17 protein-coding genes are annotated in these 21,607 nt (G+C 61.5%); 9 read left to right on the top strand and 8 right to left on the bottom strand.

The window, feature by feature from the left end:
* Nucleotides 1–7 precede the first annotated feature (7 nt).
* The 7 genes from WG899_RS09430 to WG899_RS09400 all read right to left on the bottom strand — a co-directional run bounded on the left by WG899_RS09430 (nt 8) and on the right by WG899_RS09400 (nt 9,777).
* Nucleotides 8–2,041, bottom strand: a complete 2,034-nt coding sequence (locus tag WG899_RS09430) for a methyl-accepting chemotaxis protein (protein WP_339595378.1) — start codon at nt 2,039–2,041, stop codon at nt 8–10.
* Nucleotides 2,042–2,085: 44 nt separating this feature from the next.
* A complete protein-coding gene (locus WG899_RS09425) occupies nt 2,086–4,224 on the bottom strand; it encodes a methyl-accepting chemotaxis protein (RefSeq protein WP_339595377.1) in 2,139 nt (712 codons plus the stop codon).
* A 98-nt stretch (nt 4,225–4,322) separates the two neighbouring features.
* The gene (locus WG899_RS09420) at nt 4,323–4,853 is read right to left on the bottom strand and encodes a chemotaxis protein CheW (RefSeq protein WP_339595376.1); all 531 of its coding nucleotides are present in this window, start codon (nt 4,851–4,853) and stop codon (nt 4,323–4,325) included.
* Between the two features lie 49 nt (nt 4,854–4,902).
* On the bottom strand, nt 4,903–6,690 hold the full coding sequence (locus WG899_RS09415; protein ID WP_339595375.1) for a methyl-accepting chemotaxis protein: 1,788 nt from the start codon (nt 6,688–6,690) through the stop codon (nt 4,903–4,905).
* 48 nt (nt 6,691–6,738) lie between these two features.
* Nucleotides 6,739–8,883, bottom strand: coding sequence for a chemotaxis protein CheA (locus WG899_RS09410; RefSeq protein ID WP_339595374.1), 2,145 nt, complete (start codon nt 8,881–8,883; stop codon nt 6,739–6,741).
* A gap of 25 nt (nt 8,884–8,908) precedes the next feature.
* Complete coding sequence (locus WG899_RS09405; protein ID WP_263537105.1) at nt 8,909–9,271, bottom strand: response regulator; 363 nt, start codon at nt 9,269–9,271, stop codon at nt 8,909–8,911.
* Between the two features lie 50 nt (nt 9,272–9,321).
* Nucleotides 9,322–9,777: a hypothetical protein gene (locus tag WG899_RS09400; RefSeq protein WP_444718831.1), complete on the bottom strand. Its 456-nt coding sequence runs from the start codon at nt 9,775–9,777 to the stop codon at nt 9,322–9,324.
* 288 nt (nt 9,778–10,065) lie between these two features.
* Between WG899_RS09400 and WG899_RS09395 the strand changes: the two genes are divergently transcribed.
* The 5 genes from WG899_RS09395 (at nt 10,066) to WG899_RS09375 (ending at nt 15,966) form a co-directional block, all read left to right on the top strand.
* The gene (locus tag WG899_RS09395) at nt 10,066–11,208 is read left to right on the top strand and encodes a hybrid sensor histidine kinase/response regulator (RefSeq protein WP_339595372.1); all 1,143 of its coding nucleotides are present in this window, start codon (nt 10,066–10,068) and stop codon (nt 11,206–11,208) included.
* Entirely contained in the window at nt 11,205–11,852 is a 648-nt protein-coding gene (locus WG899_RS09390) for a response regulator (RefSeq protein WP_339595371.1), read from the top strand. The genes WG899_RS09395 and WG899_RS09390 overlap by 4 nt, the downstream gene beginning before the upstream one ends.
* 190 nt (nt 11,853–12,042) lie before the next feature.
* Nucleotides 12,043–13,383 carry a diguanylate cyclase domain-containing protein gene (locus tag WG899_RS09385; protein ID WP_339595370.1) on the top strand — a complete coding sequence of 447 codons (1,341 nt, stop codon included), beginning with the start codon at nt 12,043–12,045 and terminating at the stop codon, nt 13,381–13,383.
* A gap of 40 nt (nt 13,384–13,423) precedes the next feature.
* Nucleotides 13,424–15,439: a TonB-dependent receptor plug domain-containing protein gene (locus tag WG899_RS09380; protein ID WP_339595369.1), complete on the top strand. Its 2,016-nt coding sequence runs from the start codon at nt 13,424–13,426 to the stop codon at nt 15,437–15,439.
* A complete protein-coding gene (locus WG899_RS09375) occupies nt 15,436–15,966 on the top strand; it encodes a YfiR family protein (RefSeq protein WP_339595368.1) in 531 nt (176 codons plus the stop codon). The genes WG899_RS09380 and WG899_RS09375 overlap by 4 nt, the downstream gene beginning before the upstream one ends.
* An 18-nt stretch (nt 15,967–15,984) precedes the next feature.
* Here WG899_RS09375 and murI read toward each other — a convergent pair whose 3' ends face one another.
* Nucleotides 15,985–16,794, bottom strand: coding sequence for a glutamate racemase (gene murI, locus WG899_RS09370; RefSeq protein WP_339595367.1), 810 nt, complete (start codon nt 16,792–16,794; stop codon nt 15,985–15,987).
* Between the two features lie 162 nt (nt 16,795–16,956).
* Here murI and WG899_RS09365 point away from each other — a divergent pair, with 162 nt between their 5' ends.
* The 4 genes from WG899_RS09365 to WG899_RS09350 all read left to right on the top strand — a co-directional run bounded on the left by WG899_RS09365 (nt 16,957) and on the right by WG899_RS09350 (nt 21,588).
* The gene (locus WG899_RS09365; protein ID WP_339595366.1) at nt 16,957–17,709 is read left to right on the top strand and encodes an electron transfer flavoprotein subunit beta/FixA family protein; all 753 of its coding nucleotides are present in this window, start codon (nt 16,957–16,959) and stop codon (nt 17,707–17,709) included.
* 31 nt (nt 17,710–17,740) lie between these two features.
* On the top strand, nt 17,741–18,673 hold the full coding sequence (locus WG899_RS09360) for an electron transfer flavoprotein subunit alpha/FixB family protein (protein WP_339595365.1): 933 nt from the start codon (nt 17,741–17,743) through the stop codon (nt 18,671–18,673).
* A 138-nt stretch (nt 18,674–18,811) separates the two neighbouring features.
* The gene (locus WG899_RS09355) at nt 18,812–20,605 is read left to right on the top strand and encodes an acyl-CoA dehydrogenase (protein WP_339595364.1); all 1,794 of its coding nucleotides are present in this window, start codon (nt 18,812–18,814) and stop codon (nt 20,603–20,605) included.
* A 29-nt stretch (nt 20,606–20,634) separates the two neighbouring features.
* Entirely contained in the window at nt 20,635–21,588 is a 954-nt protein-coding gene (locus tag WG899_RS09350) for an NAD(P)H-dependent flavin oxidoreductase (RefSeq protein ID WP_339595363.1), read from the top strand.
* Nucleotides 21,589–21,607 lie beyond the last annotated feature (19 nt).

The following is a 21,607-nucleotide window of genomic DNA, read 5'->3' as shown; positions in this document are numbered from 1 at the left end:
GTCTGACTTAAAACGACTGCCAGTCGCCGTTGTCGTCCTTGTCGCTGGCGGCCGGTGCTGGCGGAGCCGGCGGTCGAGGAGCCGGGCTGGCCGCAGCAGGCTTGGGTGCCGCGGCTTTGTGGGCACTCATGGGCTTGCTAGCAGGCTTGCTGGTCGATTTGAAACTTGCGCCCGCTTTGGCACCGGCAGAGGCTTTGGCCGGCGTGTGGGAAATACTGCGCTGGCCCTGGCCTTCGTTGCTGCTGAGTCGGAACACCGACACGACCTCGGTCAGGCGCTGCGCCTGGTCCTTCAAACTTTCCGCAGCGGCGGCCGACTCCTCAACCAGGGCGGCGTTTTGCTGCGTCATCTGGTCCAGTTGCACGACGGCGCCATTGACCTGACCGATGCCATCGCTTTGTTCGCTGGCGGCGGCGGTGATCTCGCCAATGATGTCGGTGACCCGCTGCACACTGGAGACGATATCGCTCATCGAGGCGCCGGCGGCTTCCACCAATTTGGAGCCCACCTCGACCCGATCGACGCTGGCGCCGATCAGGCCCTTGATTTCCTTGGCAGCTTCGGCGCTACGCTGTGCCAGTGAGCGCACTTCGCTGGCCACCACGGCGAAGCCGCGGCCTTGTTCGCCGGCGCGGGCGGCTTCAACGGCGGCATTCAGCGCCAAGATATTGGTCTGGAAGGCGATGCCATCGATGACGCCGATGATGTCGCTGATCTTCTTCGAGCTGTTGTTGATCTCGTCCATGGTGGTGACCACCTGGCTGACCACCTCGCCGCCTTTGGCCGCTGCCGAGGAGGCCGACGACGCCAATTGATTGGCTGTCTGAGCGGCGTCGGCGGTTTGGCGAACCGTGCCGGTCAACTGTTCCATCGAAGAAGCCGCTTGCTGCAGATTGGAGGCGGTCTGTTCGGTGCGCTGCGACAGGTCTTGCGCCCCCAGTGCAATTTCACTGGATGCCGTGGTGATGGAGTTGCTGGCCGAGCGAACGTCGAGCAAGATCTTTTGAATCTTCTCGGTGAACAGATTGAAGGAGGCCGCAATCCGAGAGATCTCATCGCGACCATCTTCGGGCAGGCGCTGTGTCAGATCGCCGCCGCCGGCGCTGATTTCGTCCAGGGCGGCCCGCACGCGATCCAGACTGCGCAGCATGGCGGTGATCACCGTGGTCATCAGCGCACCTGCCACCACCATGACCAGCAGCAGCACCAAGGCGGCTGCGCGCAGCAATGAGCCCAAAGAGGCCAAGGCCTCGCTCTTATTGGCCGCTGCCACAAGGACCCAATCGGTATTCGGAATCGCTTCACCGCGCAGCAGATAGTCTTGATCGCCAATACGTGCCTCAACCCAAGGCGTGCCCGATTCCTGCAACTGCTTCACTGCCTTGCCGTCCAGTTGGGCCGAGAGCTCCGATGCAGGTTTGAGCGACAACTTGGCGTCCGGATGGGCAATGATGGTGCCCTTGTTAGAGACCAGGAAGGCAAAACCGTTTTCGGTTGGCTTGATCGCCTTGACCGTGCCCACCACAGCATCGAGGAACACGTCGGAGGCCAGCACGGCCTTGGTCTGGCCACCGTCCTTGACGCCAAGGGCAAAGGTCACCACCAACTGCTGGCGGGCTGCATCCATATAGGGCTCGGTCAGCACCGTGCCACTGGACGATGCCGCCGCGGTGTACCAGGGGCGGCCGGTCGGGTCATAGCCCGGCGGCAGGTTCTGAGGTGCGTTGAAGAGAATGCGCTTGTCGGCAAAGCCAATATAGGCGGCCTCCAGCTTGCCTGACTTGGCAGCTTGGACAAGGAAGGGCACCGGTTCTGCGACATCGACCGCCGGCGCCAAGGCGCCAACAATGCTGCGCTGGTTCTGCACCCATTCATTGATGACCGCGGCTCGCCCGGCCACCAGCGCATTGAGGCTGCTCAGTACTTTGGTGTGGGTGTGATCCCGCACGATCACATAGTTGGCAGCCGTCGCTGCAAATAGCGTCAGTACAACGACGCTGATGCTCAGGCCGATCAGTCGGGTCTTGATTGAGTCAAACATCAACGGGTCTCCTCAAATAATCTCAAAAGCGCTTGGCGCTGTGATCAAAAGCTCTCCCAGTCGCTTTCGTTGCTCGCTGCTGCAGGTGGTGGCGGCGGAGCCGACGGTCTTGCGCCTCCAGCGGCGGAACTGGTCGGCGAGGGTTTCTTGGCTGGGGTGGGCTTGATGGCTGTGGCGTGGCCGGCTGGAGCATGCGGCCTGTGGCTGGCGGGCGGCGTCGACTTGATCGGCGCCGGGGGCAGGCTCGGCGGACTTTGTGTTGAGCGGGCAATCTTGAACATCGCCACGGCTTCCACCAGCAACTGTGCCTGTCCCTTGAGACTTTCGGCCGCGGCCGCAGACTCTTCCACCAGGGCCGCGTTCTGTTGTGTCATTTGGTCCAGTTGGACGACCGATTGGTTCACTTGCGCGATGCCATCGCTTTGTTCGCTGGCGGCGGCGGTGATCTCGCCAATGATGTCTTGCACACGCTGCACGCTGGAGACGATGTCGGTCATGGAGGTGCCGGCTTCCTGCACCAAGCGGGAGCCCACTTCCACCCGTTCGACGCTGGCCCCGATCAGTGACTTGATCTCCTTCGCGGCGGCTGCACTGCGCTGCGCCAACGAGCGCACTTCACTGGCCACGACGGCAAAGCCTCGGCCTTGTTCACCGGCGCGGGCCGCTTCGACTGCGGCATTCAAGGCCAGGATATTGGTTTGGAAAGCGATGCCATCAATCACGCCAATGATGTCGTTGATCTTGCGCGAACTGGCGTTGATCTCGTCCATGGTGGCGACCACTTGCCCCACCACCTGGCCACCCTTGGCGGCAGCGCCGGCCGCCGAGGAGACCAGTTGATTGGCGGTGCGTGCCGAGTCAGCTGTCTGCTTGACCGTGCCGGTCAATTCGGTCATTGAAGACGAGGCCTGCTGAAGGTTGGACGCAGTTTGTTCGGTGCGTTGACTCAGATCTTGGTTGCCGGTGGCAATCTCGGCGCTGGCGGTGCCGATAGAGTCCACCGAGGTTCGCACCGTGCCTATGGTCTCCGACAAGCGCTGACGCATCGACTCGGTCCGCTGGATCAGCAGACCAATCTCGTCGTCGCGCTTGCTGTCTACGGCCTGAGAAAGATCACCCTGGGCGATGGCCCCAACGGCCTGTGTCAAGGCGCCGAGGGGTGTGGCTACCCAGTGGCGCATCATCCAGAACAAGCCAAAGCCCAAGCCACCGGTGGTCAGGGCCAGCATGATCCAGAAGGGGATCAAGGTGCCCCAATGGGAGGCCATCGCCTCACCCTTGGAGACCTGCGCAATCACCCAGTAGCCGGTTTGTTCGCTCTTGCGAACAACCGCGAAGTTGTCGTCTCTGGGGCTGCCCAAGACATTGGGAATGCTGGCTAGATAACCGTCTGAGCTCGCACCCAAATCGGTCAGGGCTTTGTCAAAGCCGGGGAACACCTCGGTGACGAGTTTGCCCTTGGCGCTGGGGTGAACGACGAAGGTCGCCTTGGAGGGGTCCTTGCCGACGGCCACCAAATAGGTGCCGCCGTTATCGAAAAATTTGGCCTTGGTCGCCAGCGACTGCATGGCGATTTCAAAGGCGTCCAGATCAAAGCCCACAAACAGCAGACCGATCAATTTGCCGTCGTCGCTTTTGATCGGCTCGTAGTGCGTCATATAGGACCGGCCAAACAGCACGGCGCGGCCCGAATAGGGCTTGCCTGCTTTGACCGTGTCGTAGGCCGGGTGCTGCTTGCCCAGCATCGTACCCATGGCGCGTTCGCCGTTGGCCTTCTTCAAGGACGTGGTGATGCGCTCAAAGTCATCGCCCTTGAGGGCAAACACAGTTGCCACCCCACCTGTGGCGCCAGCAAATTTGTCGACCTGCGTGAAGTTGCCGTTGAGCTTGGGGCCCCAGTCGCGCAGATCGCCAGTCGCTTCGTCGAGCGTGAAGCTCGGCCCGAACTCTTGCCGCAGAGAACCGAAATTTCTCTCAACCAGAATGCGCGAGGACTCGTCCATCGCGTGCATGGAATCGACCAGCGATTGCGCTTTGTCGCCCACCCAGGTGACGACGCGCTGGTGTGCGTCGCGGGTCAGCATGACGCTGACAATGCCGCTGACCGTCAGCAGGACCAGGGCAAGCGCGATTCCACCGATGGTGGACACGCGCCGCGCTATCGATGTGGAGCCCGTTGTCATAACAACTCTTTGCCTTTCGAATCAGCAAAACTCAGGTGACCGCAGTGGACACCTGTGGGGGCGAGCCCCGTACTGGGCCGGACTCTCTGCGCCGAGGCTTACAGGGCCAAGGAGTCCATCAGACCCATGTCGGCGCTGCTCATCAGCCCTTCGATGTCCATCAGGATCAACATGCGATCGTTGACGGTGCCGATGCCGGTGATGAAGCTGGTGTCAACCGACGAGGAATTCAGCTCTGGGGCAGGGCGAATGGCGTCGCGGTTCAGTTCCAGCACGTCGGACACCGAGTCCACCACCGCGCCGACGACCCGGTTCCTGACGTTCAACACGATCACCACGGTGAAGCTGTTGTATTCGGCCGAAGGGCAGCCCAGTTTCAGGCGCAGATCCACGATGGGCACGATCACGCCGCGCAGGTTGACCACGCCCTTGATGAAATCTGGCGCGTTGGCAATGCGTGTTGGTGGCTCGTAGGAGCGGATCTCCTGCACCTTCAGGATGTCGATGCCATATTCCTCGGCACCGAGTCGGAAGGTCAGGAATTCGCCACTGGCTGGGCCGCGGCTGCGCAAAGCGAGATTGCCGGTTTCCTGGCGAATTGCCGGCACGTTGTCTCGGGTCGTTTCCATGGCTTACCTCGTTATGTGTGCGGAATGGAAGAAATGCAGGATCAGAGATTCAGAACGATTCCCAATCGGATTCGGAATGGCTAGGTGCGGGTGCGGGCGGCCTCGGCGCCATCGGCTTGGGCGCTGGAGCCGGGCTCGCAGGCGCCGCTGAGTGGGCGCTCTTGGCCATTGTGTGGCTCGTCGCCTTGGCGGACGTCATCGGTTTAGAAACCTGTGCAGAGGCGGGCTTGAAGCTGGCCGAGCCGAGGCTCTTGGCCTTGCTGCTGGTGTGCGCACTGATTTTGAACTTGTCGACGGCCTCGGCCAACCGCTCGGCCTGGTCCTTCAGGCTTTCCGCGGCAGCGGCTGACTCTTCCACCAGGGCCGCATTTTGTTGCGTCATCTGGTCGAGTTGCACCACCGATTGATTGACCTGACCAATGCCATCACTTTGTTCGCTGGCGGCGGCGGTGATCTCACCAATGATGTCGGAGACGCGCTGCACGCTGGAGACGATGTCGGTCATCGATTCGCCTGCTTCTTGCACCAGGCGTGAGCCAGTCTCAACCCGTTCGACGCTGGCGCCGATCAAGGTCTTGATTTCGCGTGCCGCTTCGGCACTGCGCTGTGCCAGCGAGCGCACTTCGCTCGCCACCACGGCAAAGCCGCGGCCTTGTTCGCCGGCCCGGGCGGCTTCCACCGCAGCATTCAGCGCCAGGATATTGGTCTGGAAGGCAATGCCGTCAATCACGCCAATGATGTCGTTGATTTTCTTGGAGCTGGTGTTGATTTCATCCATGGTCGAGACCACTTGGCCGACCACCTCACCACCCTTGGCAGCTGCGTGCGAAGCCGAGGTCGCCAATTGGTTGGCGGTGCGGGCCGAATCGGCGGTTTGCTTGACCGTGCCGGTCAGTTGCACCATCGAAGAGGCGGCTTGCTGCAGATTGGACGCGGTCTGTTCGGTTCGACCGGATAAATCTTGGTTGCCACTGGCAATCTCCACCGAGGCGGTACGGATGCTGTCGGCCGAGGTGCGGAGCTGGCCCACCAGGCTTTGCAGGGCTTGCTGCATATGTTGCAGCGAGCGCATCAGGTGTGAGGCTTCGTCCTTGCCGACCACATGCACCGATGAGCCGGTCAAATCACCCTTGGCAATCGCGTCGGCCAGTTCCTCGGCTTCCGCCAGCGGCTGGCAGATGCTTTGCATATTCAGCAAGGTCAGGGGCACCACAACCGCCGCGCTGATCGCCAGCACGATCATGAAGATGGTCAGCATCCGTTCCTGCGTGGCGTTAGCTTGTGCCTGCGTGGCGGCGGAGACCTTTTCCAACTCGGCGCGCACTTCGTCCAGCAGTTGATCAGCCTTCCAGATGCTGTCTTTGGCCGAGGTGAGCGACTTGTCGGCCGCAGCGGCATTGTCATAGCCGCCGGCCTCCAACTGCTTCAAGACCGGTTGGGCCTTGTTGGCGTAGTCCTCCACCAAGGGGATGATTTGCGCCAGCACGCTGGAGCTGCGTTCCTTGTTGTCGGATTGCAGTGAACTGATCAGCTTGGCAAAGGACTGGCGTGATTCATCCCACTTGGCATGCTCGGTCTTGACGATCTCGGGCTTGTCATAGTTGATGATCATGTCCTTCTCGCGGCGCCGCATATCGCCCATGGTCTTGACCAGTGCGGCGGCCGCATTGGCCTTGGCGACCGAGTTGTCGGCAAACAAACGAGTCTGGTCGCGCATGGAGTTCATGCCCATCAGACCAACCCCACCCACGATCACCAACAAGCTCAGCACCATGGCAATGGCGCCAATCATGCGGGTGCGGATGCTGAACTGTCGGAGCATTTCGCCCATATTCATCGAGGACTACCTTTGTGTATGTCTATGAACTGAAGGGTCAGCCGAGCATCATTGGCGCGAGCGCCGCACCAGGCTGCCCACGTCAAGAATCAAGGCAACCCGGCCATCGCCCATGATGGTGGCGCCCGAGACGTCCGTCACCTTGCGGTAATTGGCTTCGAGGTTCTTCACCACCACTTGTTGTTGGCCAAGCAGTTCATCGACCAAGAGCGCGACCCGTCCACCTTCGGCTTCCACCACCACCATGATGGTGCTGACATGCTCGAAGTCAAAGCGCGGCACATTGAAGATGGTCTCCAAGCCGATGACCGGCATGTACTCATCGCGAACCTCGACGACGCGGCCGGAGCCCGCCACCGTTTTGATCGTGTCGGCTTGCACCTGGAAAGACTCGACGACGGAGGACAGCGGCAAGATGTAAACCTCGTCGCCCACGCCCACGCTCATGCCGTCCATAATGGCCAGAGTCAGCGGCAGTCGCACCGAGACCTTCATGCCATAGCCTTCGGCCGAATCGATCTCAACCGTGCCGCCCAAGGAGGTGATGTTCTTCTTCACCACGTCCATGCCGACGCCTCGACCGGACACGTCGGTGACTTGATCCGCGGTGGAGAAGCCCGGCGCGAAGATCAGGTTCCAGACCTCCGAGTCGGTCATGGAGTCGGGCGCGTCAATGCCTTTCTCGCGGGCCTTCTTGATCAGCTTGTTGCGGTTCAGGCCATTGCCGTCGTCGCGCACTTCGATCACGATCGAGCCGCCTTGATGCGATGCCACCAGGGTGATGGTGCCATGCTCTGGCTTGCCTTTGGCGACGCGGTCGGCCGGTTGTTCGATGCCGTGGTCGCAGCTGTTGCGGACCAAGTGGGTGAGCGGGTCGGTGATCTTCTCGACCAGACTCTTGTCCAGTTCCGTGGCTTCACCCTGGGTGACCAGTTCGACCTTCTTGCCCAGTTTGGCGGCGAGATCGCGCAGCATGCGAGGGAAACGGTTGAACACCACCGACATCGGAATCATCCGAATCGACATCACCGATTCCTGCAAATCGCGTGTGTTGCGCTCCAGATCCGCCAAGCCCGAAGTCAGTTGCTGGTACAGACCCGGCGCGACATCGCGGCTGTTCTGGGCCAGCATGGCCTGGGTAATGACCAATTCGCCGACCAAGTTGATCAGCTGATCGACCTTTTCGATCGAAACGCGCAAGGTCGACTGCTCCATACCCGCAGCAGCGGGGCGGGCCTCGGGGCGAGCGGCGGCCTGGGCCACCACGGCCGGCTTGGGCGCTTCGGCCTGGACCTTCAATTCATTGCTGGCAGCGCTGTTCTCGGGGATGCCGGGCGCATTGTCGAAAAAGCCATAGCCCAGGTCTGCCTCTTCCTTGGCCGCTGGGGGCGAGCCCGGCGCGCCGTCGTGGAAGCCGAAACCGGGGCCAAATGGCAGCAGCTTGACCTGCTCGCGCGCCACGTGAAAGGTGAACAGGTCCAGCAGATCACTGTCGGTGCTGCTGGTGAGGACCTTGAAGCGACGAATGCCGTCGGCAGGCACACCGCCGTCGAGCGGCTCGATCGTGCCCAGGTCGGTGATTTCCTTGAACAGGTCAACCAGGTTGTCCGTCAAGCTCATGTCGGTCAGCGGGCCGACCTGCAACTCGAGTTCGCGCACGCCGGGCTTGTTGGATGCGGCCTTGGTGGCTTCTGCCGGGGCGGGTGCGGGGCTGCTTGCTTTCGCGGCAGGCGCCGGGGTAGGCGCTGGGCTGTCGAAACCGAAATCGCCTTCGCCCTCGACAAAGCCACGAATGCTGTTCAACAGGTCGGTGGTGTCCACCGCTGCGGCACCGGAGCCTTGATGCCGACCCAGTTGAGCGCGCAAGGCGTCACCGGACTGCAGCAAGGTGTCCACCATCGGTGAGGTGGGCTTTAGTTCATGGCGACGCAGCTTGTCCAGCAGCGTTTCCATCTGGTGGGTCAGCTCGGCGACGTCGCCGAAGCCAAAGGTTGCCGCGCCACCCTTGATGGAGTGGGCGCAACGGAAGATCGCATTGAGCTCTTCGTCGTCGGCTGTTTCGACATTCAGGTTCAGCAGCAGCTGTTCCATATTGTCGAGGTTCTCGCTCGCCTCTTCGAAGAAGACTTGGTAAAACTGGCTCAGGTCGATGCCCGCGCTCAGGCTGGCGCCTTCGGAAGTCATTTCTCCCATGCTTTGCTCCAGAGTTGACGAGGCTTCACCGAATCACTTTGCCGATCACTTCGATCAGCTTGGCTGGATCAAAGGGCTTGACCAACCAGCCGGTGGCACCTGCGGCGCGGCCTGCTTGCTTCATCTGATCGCTTGACTCGGTGGTCAGGATCAGGATGGGCGTGGTCTTGAACTTCGGGTTGTCGCGCAGCTTCTTGGTCAAGCTGATGCCATCCATGCGCGGCATGTTCTGGTCGGTCAGTACCAGGTCGAAATCTCTTGTGCCTGACTTTTCCAAGGCGTCTTGCCCGTCCACCGCTTCAACCACGTTGAAGCCGGCGTTTTTGAGCGTGAAGGCGACCATTTGGCGCATCGAGGCCGAATCGTCCACGGCAAGGATTGAGTGCATTGTTGTCTCTCCGGGGTATCAAGCTGATTTCGGTAACTGTTTGAGGATCTTTAGAACAATTCGATTGAACCTGCGTCCATCTCGTCCTGGGTGACCGGGTTGGGCCGAAGCGGCGCAATCTCGACAATGGCTTCACCCTCTTCGTCGTCGCCGAAGGTGTCGCGGGCGAGTTGGTCGGCGCAGTTGCGCAGGCGTTGGCTGGTGTGCGCAATCAGCTGCGTGGCCATGTCCTGGAATTGCAGGGCGGTGATGGCGCCGGCAATGTCTTCCATGACCTTGTGCAAGACGGGCGCCTCGGCCGTGGGCTGGTCTTGTCGCAGCAGGCAGCCAACATGGCTGGACGCGCTGTAGAAATGGGTCGACAGCGCTTCGCCCGCATCATCGAGCAAGCGTTGCAGACGCTCCAAATCATTGGTCACCGTCATCAGGTGATCCTGAAGTTCAGCAGCCACCAGCAATGGAATCATCCCCGGGTCGGAGGGGTCTGGTGTTTCATTCATCTGCATCTTTGCTCCACACTTTTTGTTCCCCCGGAGGCAAAACCTGGCCCCAACGAGAGCCTGTCTAAATTGCGCATCACGGCGACCATTTGCTTGCCTGCATCTTCCGCATTTCTGGCGTGCGTGTCGACTGGACAATGCGGACAGAAGCGGCCTATTTCTGGGGATCGACGACGGCGCGACAACAAGAATAAGGGTTATCCCTTGTTTTTGCTGCAATTCTTTGGGAATCAACGCAAACAGACGGTTTCCACCCGGGTGGAGCGTCACGCATTGCCTGCATACTTCGCCCCCATGTCGATTCCAACCGCCGATCGCCGACTGCGCGTTCTCCATATAGAAGATTCAGAGCTCGATCATCAGCTGATCATGGCTCAGTTGCGTCGCGCCGGCCTCGATCTTGAGCTTGAGCGTATTGATACCTTGCCCGAGGTCGAGCGTGCCTTGACGCAGACTTGGGACGCCATCATCTCGGACTACAACCTGCCTGGATTCTCCGGCCTCGTGGTGTTGGATATGTTGAAGGAAAGCAAGCTCTTGCTGCCCTTTATTCTGGTCTCGGGTGAGATTGGTGAGGACACAGCGGTCGCGGCAATGCGCACCGGCGCCTCCGACTATTTGTTGAAGAAAGATCTGGCGCGACTGGCTCCCGCCTTGCTGCATGCCATCGAAGCGAGCGAGTCGGAGCGGGCCCGCATTGAGGCCGACCGTGAGTTGCTCAAATCGAAGCAGCGCCTGCACGAGTTGGCCGGGCATTTGCAGACCAGTGTCGAGATGGAGCGTGCGGCGATTGCGCGCGAGATCCATGATGATGTGGGGGGCTCACTGACCGCTTTGAAATTCGATCTGGCCTGGATCAATCGGCATGCCAAGGACCCGGCCGTGTTGCAGCGTGTCGAGTCGGCTCTTGAAACGGTCACGGCCGCCATCGAGGCGAGCCAGCGCATCATGCAGAACCTGCGCCCTGCCATTCTTGAGCAGGGTTTGGTGGCTGCGGTGCAATGGATGGCGGCGCGCTTTGAGCGACGCACCGGCATCACGGTGGTGCTGCGTACCAGCAGTGAACAGATGAACCTGCCGGCCGGCGTGCCCTTGGTGGCCTACCGCACCGCCCAAGAGGCGCTGACCAATGTCTCCAAGCATGCTCAGGCCAGCCGGGTCGACATCGACCTGAGTATTGACTCCGGGGTGCTAACGCTTGAAGTCAGCGACAATGGCGTGGGGATTTCACCCGGTGCCTTGGCCAAGGCGCGCAGCTTTGGGATTCGCGGCCTGCATGAGCGAGCCGCAACGGTAGGGGGATGGGTGGATTTGAGCAGCAATAGCAAGGGCGTGAGCTTGATACTTTCGGTGCCGCTGCGGGCCGAAGAGGGCGGTCTGCTGGGCGATGACAACCCAACGGCTGCACAAGAAGGCGCGGCCTGGGGCAATTCATGATCAAAGTGATTCTTTGCGACGACCACGCACTGATACGGCGCGGCATCCGTGACACCTTGTCCGATGCGGCCGATATCCAGGTAGTGGGCGAGGCCGGTGATTACGGCGAACTGCGTAGTCTGCTGCGTGATTTGGGCCCCAGTGGCGGTTGTGATGTGCTGGTGCTGGACATCAATATGCCTGGTCGCAGCGGACTTGACGTCTTGCATGTGATGAAGGACGAGGGCACGGCGATTCGCACCTTGATCGTGTCGATGTACCCCGAGGACCAATACGCCATCCGGGCGCTTCGAGCCGGCGCCTTTGGCTATGTCAACAAGGGCGGCGACCCGCAGGTCTTGGTACAAGCGGTGCGTACGGTAGCGCAGGGGCGCAAATACGTGACGCCCGAAATCGCTCAAATGTTGGTGGAAAGCTTGACCGCACCGGTCAATGAACTGGCGCACCAGAAGCTCTCCGACCGGGAACTGCAGACCCTGGTGATGATCGCCTCGGGCAAGCGCCTGAGTGATATTGCCGAGGAGTTGATGCTCAGCCCCAAGACCGTCAGCGTTTACCGTGCCCGGGTTTTGGAAAAACTCGGCCTCGCCAACAATTCCGAGTTGACGGTGTACGCAATTCGCAACGGCCTGGTGGCGAGCTGATCCGGCCCTGGCTGGCCCAAATGAGCGCCCGCTCTAGGCTGGAACGGCTGCTCTCGGCCTTTTGCCTCGGACGAGGCTAGTTTCGGTTCTCTTTTTCGTCGACCCCGCAGCGCCTCTCGTGTTAGAAACTAGCGCATCGCCACCCTCAAGGTGAAGGTGGCCGTTCATCATTTTGATGGGCCCATGCTGCGTGAAAACGACCGAGTTGCCTAGCGTCGCCAGCGACGAGCCACACCAGCGTCAGCCTGCCGTCGCCGCAGTGGACGAGTCCGTCTCCTTGGTGAGGCGACTGACGCGGTTGAATCTGCAGGTCTTGTCGGTCACCATGCTGCTGACCTTTGTCTTGATCGCGGCGGCCTCCTTGCTGGCGGCGCGAGATATGCAGGCTGAAACGGCGGAACACAGCGCCGAGTTGCTGGCCAACAACCTGGCGCCGATGCTGGTGTTCGAGGACAAGGATGCCGCGATCCAGGAATTGGCTGCTTTTGGTCGCCAGGGTGAGGGGCATCGGGTGCGGGTCAGTACCGCGGCTGGGCAACGCTTTGCCCAATGGCCCGTGGATGGGAAAGACGGTGCGATGCCTAAAGGCCTGGGCCAGTTAGCGGCAGAGCCGCTGCGCCAAATGCACTTGCATCATGTAGAGGTCAGTGCGGCTATCCGCTTCAAGGGCGAGGTGCTGGGGCGCGTGGACCTGATAGAAAGCCTCGATCAGGTGCAATATGCTGTGTTGCGCATGGTCGCCATGGCGGCGGCATTGATCGGCCTGGCGATTGGGCTTGCCGGGCGTTTGTTGCGCTGGGTCCAGCGTTCGGCCCTGGCCCCTATCGTTGAACTGTCTGATTTGGCCGAACAGGTCGCGACCAGTCAAGACTATACGCGGCGTGCCAAGGTGCATAGACTCGACGAAGTGGGGCGCCTGAGTGAACGTTTCAACCAGATGCTGAAGCGGGTTGAAAAGGGTCAGGACGAGTTGAAGCAGCGCCTGCGCCAGGAGCAGTTGAGTGGTCAGCAGTTTGAAATGCTGGCGCACCGCGACAGTTTGACCCAGTTGCCGAATCGGCTGTATTTCCAATCTGCGTTGCAACGCCATGTCGTGGTCAGTTGCCAGGAGGTTGAGTTGATGGCGCTGATGTTCATCGACCTGGATAACTTCAAGACGGTCAACGACAGGCATGGTCATGACGCGGGCGACGAGGTGCTGCGCGAAGTTGCCGCCCGGATGAGCCGTGCGCTGCGCAGCGCCGATGTGCTGTGCCGGCTCGGCGGTGACGAGTTTGCTCTGATTCTGCCGGGGCTCAAGGATGAGACGGTGGCCGAGCAACTGGCCCTTCGCCTGATCGCGGCGATCCGCGAGCCGATGATCATCGGCGGCCACCTGATGCCGATTGGCGCCACCATCGGCCTGGCTTTTTGCCCGACCGATGAGGTGGATGCTGCGCAACTGCTTAGCGCGGCCGATGTGGCCATGTACGCCGCCAAACGGGCCGGCAAGAACACTTTCAGAAGGGCTTCTCATGCGAGCCGGGATTGAGCAAAGCGGAGGCGCATTGGCGCTTTGGCCATTGCGGTCGGTGAAACAAGTGCGGAAGGCGCTGCTGCTCGCACTGTTGTCCGTGCTGAGCCTGGCGCCGCTGTGTGCCTTGGCGCAGCCCTCCGGGGCGCCGCCGTCGGTGCCTGCAGTGGCGGAAACCCTCGATTTGGACTTGGAACAATTGCTGCGCCAGCAGCCGAAAGAGGTCTCGCGTGATGTCGAGGTCAGCACGGCCTCGCGCTTTGCTCAAAGCGCCACTCAGGCGCCGTCGGTCACCTATGTGCTTACGGCCGCCGATATTGCACGTTATGGCCTGCGCAATATGGCCGACATCTTGCGCACCATGCCGGGCTTGTACATCACCAGCGATCTCTCCTTCACCTATGTGGGCGCGCGCGGCCTGGGGCGGCCAGGTGACTTGAATGCACGGCTGTTGTTCCTGATTGATGGCGTGCGCATCAACGAAAACGTCTATGACGCCGGCCAGATTGGCGGTGAGTTCTACATCGATGCCGACTTGATCGAGCGGGTTGAATACGCACCCGGGCCGGGCTCGGCGCTCTATGGCAACAACGCTTTTCTGGGCGTCGTCAATGTGATGACCAAGCGAGCGGACAAGCTGGCTGGTGCCGCGGCAAGGCTTGGGTTTGATTCATCCGGTCAGAAACAGTTGCGCGGTAGTTGGGGCTATCGCTCAGAGTCGGGCTGGGAGGGCTGGTTGGCGGCCAGCGAGTTTCGACAGGAGCGCAAGCCTTTGCCTTATGTGGCCGCGGCCGAGGATGTGAACACGCTGCGTAATTTGCTGTGGACGCGCGGCAAACGCTTGTTTGGCAGCTTCAATGCTGGCGGCTTGGCGCTGCGGGTGGGCACAAGCAGCCTGAGCAATGGCATTCCTGAATTCTTGCGCGAGGGGCCGCCAGTCGAGTTCGGGCAGGCCAAAGAGGTGATCCATAACCATTTTGTGTCGCTCGGCTATGAACGCAGCCTGGGTGCAGACTGGGATGTGTTCTTTGGGGTCTCGGCCAAAAGCAGTGAGTACAGCTATCGCTACCCCAGTTTGGACCCCGGCGGGCGGCTGCGTGAGTGGCGCAGCGGTTCCTGGGGTCGTTGGTCCAACTGGGAGCTTCGCTTGAGCGGTCGCCAGTGGGCTGATCACCGATTGATGACCGGGCTTGAGTACCAATACGACAGTCAGCAACGCATTGCCGCCGGCTTGGTCGGAGAGGCGCCGCTGCAAGAGTTCAACGGCAAGAATCGGCGCCTGGGTGTGTTCCTGCAAGACGAGTGGCGATTGACCGATCAGCACCGGTTGATCTTGGGCTTGCGGCATGACAAGGATGAGGTGGGCAGCAGCAGCCTCAACCCGCGGCTGGCCTGGATCTGGAGTGGCGCCGCGCCTGACGCGACCTTGAAGCTGATGTACGGCAGCGCTTTTCGCGCGGCCAATTTGTCCGAGTTTCAGACCAACGCGCCTTGGGGTGAGCCGACGCCAAAACCCGAGCGGGTTCGCACGCTGGAGTTGGCCTGGGATCAGGCGCTGAGTTCGCAGATGCAATACCGGGTGTCGATTTACGCCTCGCAGTTGCAGGACCTGATTTCCCTGAATCAGGTCGATCTTCCCTTGTTCCAGAATCAGGCGACGATGCGCAGTCGCGGTCTGGAGTTGGGGCTGGATAAGCGCTGGGATCAGGGCTCGGAGTTGCGCGCCGGCCTGAGCTTGCAGCGCAGCACGGATGCTCAAGGCCAAGGCCTGGGCAATTCCCCGCGGGCGCTGCTCAAACTCTTGTTCAGCCAGCCGCTGCTGGGCGAAAACTTGCAAGCCAGTTGGCAGGTGTTTGCCATGAGTCGGCGCACCATCAGCGATGGCGAGTTGCCGGGCTATCTGCTCAACAACGTCAATTTGCTTTGGCGTCCGCGGCTTGATCTGGATCTGAGTCTGGGGGTCTACAACCTGGGCGCCGTGGACTATTTTGACCGGACCTCGCTGCTGGGTGAGCCTGTGCGACGGGAAGGACGGGTCTGGCAACTGTCGGTGACCTGGAGGTTTGGATCATGAGGTGGGCGCGCAGTCGCTGTGCCGCCTTGTTGGTGCTTGGCGTGCTTGGTTTGTTGCTGGTTTCGGCGCGGGCTGCGCCAGCGCCCGACAATGCCCAACTGAAGGCCGCATTCATCTACCGATTCGCCCAGTTCACCCAATGGCCGCCGCCGCCGCTGCGCGAGTTCACCTATTGCGTGGCGGGGAACGCCGGCATGCAGTCTGCCTTGCAAGGCCTGACGCTGAAGAGTCATGAGGGGGCCAGCAGCCGATTGTTGGTGGTGATGGAGCCTCAACAGGCTCAGCAATGTCAGTTGTTGCTGCTTGGATTTACCGAACGTGCCGAACTACAACGCTGGCAGCAAGCCTTGTCGGCCGAGCCGGTGTTGGTGGTGGGCGACAGTGCCGAGGCCTTTGGCAATGGCGCCGTGATCGCGCTGGTGTTGGAGCCCAATGGTCTGTCTTTCCGTATCAACCACACCGAGGCCAAACGGCGCGGCCTGACGCTCAGCTCCCAAATGCTGAAGCTGGCGCGTGAAGTGAAATAGGCCGGTCTTGGGTCAAGCTTAGATCCGCAGGCCCTGGGCCTGCAGTGGCCAAGCCAAGGCCTGTTGGACAAACAGGCTCAGCGCTTGGGCATTGCCAGTGGTTTCAAGCCAAGGGGCGGGGGCTTGCGCTTGGGCGGGCTGCGCGAGTTCTGTCCACAATCGGCTGGCCTGTTGAGCCACCGCCGTTTCGATGTTCAGCAGTCGCACCGAGGGCCCCAACTCGGCTTGCAGGCTGGCTTGCACCAAGGGGTAATGGGTGCAACCCATCAGCACGGTGTCGACCTCGGCTTCACGCAAGGGGCGGCACAGCTCAGCAATCAGGCGCTGCAGCGCAGGCGCCTGCAGGTCGCCACGTTCGATCAAGTCGACCAGACCGGGGCAGGGTTGGCTGATGATCTGTGCCGAGCCGGCGTGGCGGCGGACCAGGTCGGCGAAGCGAGCGCTGGAAATCGTCGCCGGTGTGGCCAGCACGCCGATGCGGCCGTTTTGGCTGGCCGCTACGGCGGGTTTGATGCCGGGCTCGGTGCCCACGATAGGTAGCTGTGGCCAGCGCTGGCGCAGTGCCGAGATGGCGTGCGCCGTGGCGGTGTTGCAGGCCACCACCAAGACGCCTGCCCCCTGATCAATCAAATGCTCCGCCACCGTCAGGCTGCGCTGAATGATGTACTTCGGTTCGCGCAAACCGTAGGGCGCGTGGGCCGCGTCCGCCACATAGCGCATGGCCACATCGGGCATCAATCGGCGCAGTTCGCGCAAGACGGTCAAGCCACCCACACCGGAGTCAAAAACACCCAGGCAGGCAGGTTTGGAGGAGGGGGTTGAGCTCATTGAGTGCGGCAGTCTAGCTTTTGCGCTGGACCGTGCCGACGCCGTGGTTAAAATAGAACGATCGTGCTTTTTTCGCTGAAGTCGGCGATGATCGTGCAGGGCCTCGGGGCCGCCCCTTTAGAATCTGATTAACGTTAACGTCAATTCGTCTTGGAGTAATCGATGAAAGTCTTGGTCCCAGTCAAACGCGTGGTCGACTACAACGTCAAGGTGCGCGTCAAGAGCGACGGCACCGGCGTGGATATCGCCAATGTGAAGATGTCGATGAACCCCTTCGACGAAATCGCCATTGAAGAGGCCGTGCGCCTGAAGGAAAAGGGCCTGGTCACCGAGGTGATCGCCGTTTCCTGCGGCGTGACCCAGTGCCAGGAAACCCTGCGTACCGCCATGGCCATTGGCGCCGACCGCGCCATCTTGGTGGAAACCGATGCTGAGTTGCAGCCGCTGGCCGTGGCCAAGCTCCTCAAGGCCCTGGTGGACAAAGAGCAGCCCGGCCTGGTGGTCTTGGGCAAGCAAGCCATTGACGACGACTGCAATCAAACCGGCCAGATGCTGGCCGCCTTGGCTGGTCTGCCGCAAGGCACGTTCGCCAGCAAGGTCGAGCTGAGCGCTGACTCGGTCGCCGTGACCCGTGAAGTTGACGGTGGCCTGGAAACCGTCAAGCTGAGCCTGCCCGCCGTCATCACCACCGACCTGCGCCTGAATGAGCCGCGTTATGTGACGCTGCCCAACATCATGAAGGCCAAGAAGAAGCAGCTCGACGTGATCAAGCCCGCCGATCTGGGCGTGGACGTGGCCCCGCGCATCAAGACGCTGAAGGTGGAAGAGCCGCCCAAGCGCAGCGCCGGCGTCAAGGTGGCCGATGTGGCCGCTTTGGTGGACAAGCTGAAGAACGAAGCCAAGGTCATTGGCTGACCCCAGATCAGAAGAATTCGGAGAAAACACAATGACTGCTCTCGTTATTGCTGAACACGACAACGCCTCCATCAAGGGCGCAACGCTGAACACCGTGACCGCTGCGCTGGCCGCAGGCGGTGATGTGCATGTGCTGGTGGCGGGCTTCAACGCTGGCGCTGCCGCTGTTGCTGCCGCGCAGATCGCCGGTGTTGCCAAGGTCTTGCACGCCGACGCTGCGGGCCTGGAAAACGGCCTGGCCGAAAATCTGGCCGCCCAGGTGCTGGCAATTGCCTCCGGCTACAGCCACATCCTGTTCCCCGCCACCGCCTCAGGCAAGAACGTCGCCCCGCGCGTCGCCGCCTTGCTGGACGTGGCGCAACTGAGCGATGTGACCAAGGTCATCAGCGCCGATACTTTTGAGCGCCCGATCTACGCTGGCAACGCCATCGCCACTGTGCAAAGCAGCGATGCCACCAAGGTGCTGACCGTGCGTACCACCGGTTTTGACGCCGCAGCCGCCAGCGGTGGCAGCGCCGCTGTTGAAACCGTTGCCGCCGCCGCCGACAGCGGCAAGAGCAGCTTCGCAGGCCGTGAAGTGACCAAGAGCGATCGCCCTGAACTGACCGCTGCCAAGATCATCGTGTCCGGTGGCCGCGCCTTGGGTTCGAACGAGAAGTTCATGGAAGTGCTGACCCCGCTGGCCGACAAGCTGGGTGCTGCACTGGGTGCCTCGCGCGCCGCCGTGGATGCGGGTTATGCCCCGAATGACTGGCAAGTTGGCCAGACCGGCAAGATCGTCGCCCCTCAGCTCTATATCGCCGCCGGCATCAGCGGCGCCATCCAGCACTTGGCCGGTATGAAGGACTCCAAGGTGATCGTGGCGATCAACAAGGACCCCGAAGCCCCGATCTTCTCGGTGGCCGACTACAGCCTGGAAGCTGATCTGTTCACCGCCGTGCCGGAGTTGGTGAAGAGCCTCTGAGTGGCTCCAACACCGGGAAGCTCTCTGATTGAGTGAGCCCCAGGGCGCCCGACTTCACGGTCGCGGCGCCCTTGTTCCATCTGAACGTCCCTGAACACCCTTGAACGACCCTAGATTCGTATTGCTGGAGACATCACCATGACTTACCGCGCCCCCGTCAAAGACATGTTGTTCAATATGCAGGAGCTGGCTGGCCTGCAGTCGCTGACTGAGCAGATCCCTGCTTTTGCCGATTACGGCATCGACACCGCGCAGGCCGTGTTGGAGGAATGCGCCAAGCTCAATGAAGACGTGATCGCGCCCCTGAACTGGGAAGGCGACAAGAACCCTTCCTACTGGAAGGACGGCCAAGTCTTCACCACGCCCGGCTTCAAGGAAGCCTTCAAGCAGTTCGCCGAAGGCGGCTGGCAAGGTCTGCAACACCCCACCGAGTTCGGCGGCCAGGGCCTGCCCAAGATCATTGGCGCGGCCTGCGGCGAGATGATCAATAGCGCGAACGTCAGCTTCGCGCTGTGCCCGCTCTTGACCGATGGCGCGATCGAAGCGCTGCTGACTGCCGGCTCGGATGAGCAGAAGAACACCTTCATCCCCAAGCTGGTCGATGGCAGCTGGACAGGCACCATGAACCTGACCGAGCCGCAAGCCGGCTCGGACCTGGCGCAAGTGCGCACCCGCGCCGAGCCGCAGCCTGACGGCACTTACAAAATCTTCGGCACCAAGATCTTCATCACCTACGGTGAGCACGATATGGCCGAGAACATCGTCCATTTGGTGCTGGCCCGTGTGGTCGGTGCGCCCGAGGGCGTGAAGGGCATCAGCCTGTTCCTGGTGCCCAAGTTCCTGGTGAATGCCGACGGCTCGCTGGGCGCCCGCAATGATGCGCACTGCGTCTCCATCGAACACAAGATGGGCATCAAGGCCAGCCCGACCGCTGTGCTGCAGTTCGGTGACCACGGCGGTGCCATCGGCACGCTGATTGGCCAAGAGAACCGTGGCCTGGAGTACATGTTCATCATGATGAACGCGGCCCGCTTTGGCGTGGGCGTGCAGGGCATTGCGGTGGCGGATCGGGCCTACCAAAAGGCTGCGGCCTTCTCGCGCGATCGCATTCAGTCGCGTCCGGTGGATGGTTCGCTGCCCAGCAGCGGCGCCATCATTCACCACCCCGATGTGCGCCGCATGCTGATGACCATGCGCTCGCTGACCGAAGGCTGCCGCGCCATGGCCTTGGTGGGCGCCAGTGCCTACGACACCGCGCACCACCATGCCGATGCCGAGGTGCGCAAGCAGGCCCAGGCTTTCTATGAATTCCTGGTGCCGCTGATCAAGGGTTACAGCACCGAGATGAGCTTGGAAGTGACCGATCTGGGCGTGCAGATCCATGGTGGCATGGGCTTTATCGAAGAAACCGGCGCGGCCCAGTACTACCGCGACGCCAAGATCCTGACCATTTACGAAGGCACGACCGCCATCCAGGCCAATGACTTGGTCGGTCGCAAGACCAGCCGTGATGGTGGCGAGTTCGCCCGCTCGGTGGCAGCCCTGGTCGAAGCGACCGAGGCGCAGTTGCTCGCACGCGGCAGCGCGGCCGCATTGGCAGTGCACAAGCGCCTGAGCGCGGCGCGACAGGCCTACCTCGACGTGGTGGGCTTCATCGTGGCCAATGCACGCAGCAACCCCAATGCCGCCTACGCAGGCTCGGTGCCTTACCTGATGTTGGCCGGCAATTTGGTGGCTGGCTGGCAACTGGCGCGCGCCTTGCTGGTCGCCGAGGACAAGCTGGCCGCCGGTGAAGACGCCGCCTTCATGAGCGCCAAGATCGCCACCGCTCGCTTCTACGCCGAGCACATCCTGACCCGCAGCAGCAGCTTGCGCGATGCCATCGTGGACGGCGCCGACAGCGTCACCGCCATGGCCTTGGATGCCTTCTGAGCACACTAGAAAATAGAACGGAGACTCACGTGTCCTTGCCCCCGATTCTGCAAAACCTGCCGCTGCCCATCATCGGCTCGCCGCTCTTCATCATCAGCAACCCCAAGCTGGTGATTGCCCAGTGCAAGGCCGGCGTGGTGGGTTCTATGCCGGCGCTGAACGCGCGCCCCGCCGAGTTGCTGGACGAATGGTTGAATGAAATCACCACCGAGCTGGCGGCTTACAACAAGGCCAATCCAGACAAGCCGGCTGCGCCCTTTGCCATCAACCAGATCGTGCACAAGAGCAACGAACGGCTCGAGCACGATATGGCGGTTTGCGCCAAGTACAAGGTGCCCATCATCATCACCTCGCTGGGTGCGCGTGAAGATGTCAACCAGGCGGTGCATGCCTGGGGCGGCGTGGTGCTGCACGACATCATCAACAACAAGTTCGCCAAGAAGGCGATCGAGAAGGGCGCCGATGGCTTGATCGCCGTAGCCGCTGGCGCTGGCGGCCACGCCGGTGTGAAGAGCCCCTTTGCCTTAACCCAGGAAATCCGCGAATGGTTTGATGGCCCGGTGGCCTTGTCAGGCTCCATTGCCAGCGGTGATGCGGTCTTGGCGGCCCAGGCCATGGGCGCTGACTTCGCCTATATCGGCTCGGCCTTCATCGCCACCGAAGAAGCCCGCGCATCGGACGCCTACAAGCAGATGATTGTGGACAGCAATAGCGATGACATCGTCTATAGCAACCTCTTCACCGGCGTGCACGGCAACTATCTGCGCGGCTCCATCGTCAATGCGGGTATGAACCCAGACCAATTGCCGGAGAGCGACCCAAGCGCGATGAACTTTGGCGGCGATGCCAAGAAGGCCTGGAAAGACATCTGGGGCTGCGGCCAAGGCATTGGCGCGGTGCGCGAAGTGCTGCCGGCGGCGCAACTGGTGGCGCGCTTGGCGCGTGAGTACCAGGCCGCGCGGGAGCGCTTGGCCTTGCGCTGAAGTGTCGCGCTAGCTCAGC

Source organism: Paucibacter hankyongi (genome assembly GCF_037482915.1).
GTDB lineage: Bacteria > Pseudomonadota > Gammaproteobacteria > Burkholderiales > Burkholderiaceae_C > Paucibacter_A > Paucibacter_A hankyongi.
Note: the sequence above shows the minus strand (reverse complement) of the source record. Positions and strands in the feature narration are given on the sequence as shown.